The 3,762-nt window shown below is 64.0% G+C and carries 2 protein-coding genes; both read left to right on the forward strand.

Going from position 1 to position 3,762, the window contains the following annotated elements; all coding sequences use genetic code 11:
* Window positions 1–3,269 (forward strand): helicase-related protein (locus Q0D45_RS20990; protein ID WP_293397696.1); only part of this gene is annotated, 3,269 nt, incomplete at its 5' end.
* A gap of 71 nt (window positions 3,270–3,340) precedes the next feature.
* On the forward strand, window positions 3,341–3,670 hold the full coding sequence (locus Q0D45_RS20995) for a MarR family transcriptional regulator (protein WP_293397698.1): 330 nt from the start codon (window positions 3,341–3,343) through the stop codon (window positions 3,668–3,670).
* Window positions 3,671–3,762 lie beyond the last annotated feature (92 nt).

The following is a 3,762-nucleotide window of genomic DNA, read 5'->3' on the forward strand; positions in this document are numbered from 1 at the left end:
TCGATCCGCTGCCGCACCAGATCACGGCGGTCTACGAAACCATGCTGCCGCGCCAGCCGCTGCGCTTCCTGCTGGCGGACGATCCCGGTGCCGGCAAGACCATCATGGCCGGGCTGCTGATCAAGGAACTGATCGCCCGCGGTGACCTGCAGCGTTGTCTGATCGTTTGTCCCGGCAGCCTGGCCGAGCAGTGGCAGGACGAGCTCTATCGTCGCTTCCATCTGCCGTTCGAGATCCTGACCAACGACAAGCTCGAAGCTGCGCGCACCGGCAACTGGTTTCTTGAAACCAACCTCGCGATTGCCCGGCTCGACAAGCTGTCGCGCAACGATGAAGTGCAGCTCAAGCTCCAGGCCCCGGATTGCCGCTGGGACCTCGTGGTCTGCGACGAAGCCCACAAGATGTCGGCGACCGTCTTCGGCGGCGAAACCAAGTACACCAAGCGCTATCGGCTGGGCCAGTTGCTGTCGTCGCTGACACGCCATTTCCTGCTGATGTCGGCGACGCCGCACAACGGCAAGGAAGAAGACTTCCAGCTGTTCATGGCGCTGCTCGACGGCGATCGTTTCGAGGGCCGCTTCCGCGATGGCGTCCACACCGCCGAGGTGTCCGACCTGATGCGGCGCATGGTCAAGGAAAGCCTGCTGAAGTTTGATGGCACGCCGCTGTTTCCGCAGCGCATCGCCTACACCGTGCCTTACAAGCTGTCGGTGGCAGAAACAGCGCTGTACCAGGCGGTCACCGCCTACGTCCGCGAGGAATTCAACCGCGCCGAAGCCCTCGCGAACGACAAGCGCGCCGGCACCGTCGGCTTTGCGCTGACCATCCTGCAGCGCCGCCTGGCCTCTTCCCCAGAGGCGATTTATCAATCGCTGCGTCGTCGCCGAGAAAAGCTGGAAGGCCGTCTTCGCGAGCTGGAAGTGCTGCACCGTGCCGGCCAGCCGGCACCAGTGCTCGCGGCATCGTTTCCCGCGTTCGACAGTGAAGATGCCGACGATCTGGACGATGCGCCGGACAACGAGATCGCCGAGCTTGAAGAGGAGATCCTCGATCAGGCCACCGCCGCGCGCTCGATCGCCGAGCTGCGCATTGAAATCGAAACGTTGCGCATCCTTGAAGCCCAGGCCCTGCTCGTTCGGCGCGGCGGCACCGACACCAAATGGACCGAACTCGCCGGCTTGCTCGGTGAAATCTTCTCCCCTGCCGCGTTTGGTGTGGCTGAAACCTCGCCACCGTACGGTTCCGGTGCGATCGACCCGCCGAAGCCATCGCCGCGGCAGAAGATCGTCATCTTCACCGAGCACCGCGACACCCTGAACTATCTGGAGCAGCGGATCAGCACCCTGCTCGGCCGCAAGGAAGCGGTGGTCATCATTCACGGTGGCGTTGGCCGTGAAGAACGCCTGAAGGTGCAGGAGTCCTTCCGCCACGATCCTGAAGTGAAGGTGCTGCTGGCCACCGATGCGGCAGGCGAGGGCATCAACCTTCAGCGCGCGCATCTGATGGTCAACTATGACCTGCCGTGGAATCCCAACCGGCTGGAGCAGCGGTTCGGCCGCATTCACCGCATCGGCCAGACCGAGACCTGCCACCTGTGGAACCTGGTCGCCGAGGAAACCCGCGAGGGCGATGTCTACCGCAAGCTGCTCGAAAAGCTCGAACAAGCCCGGCAGACGCTGGGTGGGCAGGTGTTCGACGTGCTCGGCAAGCTGCAATTCGAAGGCAAGTCCCTGCGCGATCTGCTGATCGAGGCTGTCCGCCATGGTGACCGACCGGAGGTCAGGGCCTTCCTCACCACGGTGATGGATACCGCGCTCGATCGCAGCCACCTGCAAGGCCTGCTTGAAGAGCGCGTGCTGGCCCATGACGCCATGGACGCCAGCAAGGTACAGCGCATCCGCGAAGACATGGAACGCGCCGATGCGCGTCGCCTGCAACCGCACTACATCGAATCGTTCTTCCACGAAGCTTTCGGGCGGCTCGGCGGCAGTTCCAAGCAGCGTGAGGCCCGACGCTACGAGATCAGCCATGTGCCGGCACCAGTGCGCAATCGCGATCGCTTGATCGGCATCGGCGAACCGGTACTGCCGCGCTACGAGCGCATCGCTTTCGAGAAAGCTCTGGTGGCACCTCAGGGCGTGCCGCTAGCCGCCTTCGTCTGCCCGGGCCATCCGCTGCTCGACTCGGTCATTGATCTCACCTTGGAGCGCAACCGCGATCTGCTGAAGCGCGGCACCTTGCTGGTCGACGAGCGTGATCAGGGTACGCAGCCGCGGGTGCTGTTCTATCTGGAGCACGCGATCCAGGACGCCAGCCTGACCCGCAGCGGCGAGCGGCGCGTGATCTCCCGACAGATGCTTTATGTCGAACAGGACGCTGCGGGGACGACGCGCCATGTCCACTACGCGCCTTACTTGGACTATCGCCCCCTGGCTGCCAGCGAGCCCGGCGTCGACGCGATCCTCGACCGGCCGGAATGCCATTGGATCAACCGCGAGCTGGAGGCCAAAGCACAGGGCTACGCAATTGCCCACGTGGTTCCCGAGCACCTGGCCGAGGTCCGCAACCCCAAGCTGAAGCTGATCGCCAAGACCGAAGCAGCGGTCAAGGAGCGGCTGACCAAGGAGATCACCTACTGGGATCACCGTGCCGAAACGCTCAAGGCGCAGGAGCAATCCGGCAAGGCCAATGCCCGGCTCAATTCGGGCGAGGCCCGCAAGCGTGCCGACCTGCTTCAGGGCCGGCTTCAGAAGCGGCTCGAAGACCTGAAGCTGGAAGCACAGATGTCGCCGCTGCCGCCGGTGGTGCTGGGCGGTCTGCTGGTGGTGCCGATCGGCCTGCTCAGGACCATGCAGGGCAAATCCGGCCCGCAGTCGTCGCTGCCGGTCGATACCCAGATCAGTGCGGCCCGAGCCCGTGCTGTGGTCATGGGTATCGAACACAGCCTCGGTTTCGACCCCAAGGACCGAGAGTTCGAAAAGCTCGGCTACGACATCGAAAGCCGCGTGCCTGGCACTGGCAAGCTGCGCTTCATCGAGGTCAAGGGCCGCGTCAGCGGGGCACAGACCATCACCGTCACCCGCAACGAAATTCTGTACTGCCTGAACAAGCCGGATGACTTCATTCTCGCCATCGTCGAATTCCTGAGCGACACCGAGCACCGCACCCACTACCTGCGCCAGCCCTTCAGCCGCGAACCTGACTTCGGCGTGACCAGCGTCAACTACGACTTCGCCGACCTGCTGTCCCGCGCCAGCGCGCCGGGCTGAGCGGACGCACTCGGAAGCATGAATCTGAACCCGGCCTCCGAGTAATTTTCCGAGTCATGGATACCGTCGAAATGCTCAAGCTTCCGGAAGGCAGGACGCTGGAATTCAAGCGCGATCTGTCGTCACCGGACGGCGCGCTGCGCAGCCTCGTGGGGCTTTTGCCAACACCACTTGGCGGCATCCAGATGTTCGGTGTCGAAGATGGGCGCCCGGATGCCGCCATCCTCGCTCTGCTGGCGGACACCCAAGGTCGCACTACGGCCGTGATCGCCGCCCACCTCGGTCTGTCGCCCCGTGCCACCAGCACCCCTCTGGCCGCGCTGGTCGGCCGTGGCCTGGTTCGCGAGATCGGCTCCGGCCCGCGTGATCCACGCCGCCACTACCTGCTGGCCAGCCCATGACCCGAATCCCGAAAAGGCGAGGAAAGTCTCAACGCTATTGAGACTTCGTCGTGCCGCAAGCTGCAGGACTTGCGTCGCCTACTAACGGCCTG

It is taken from the genome of Nevskia sp. (assembly GCF_023266035.1).
Taxonomy (GTDB): domain Bacteria; phylum Pseudomonadota; class Gammaproteobacteria; order Nevskiales; family Nevskiaceae; genus Nevskia.

Bases quoted from the DNA above. Each gene is read 5' to 3' on its own strand.
- Q0D45_RS20995 (WP_293397698.1), top strand. From the start codon at position 3,341: ATGCTCAAGCTTCCGGAAGGCAGGACGCTGGAATTCAAGCGCGATCTG.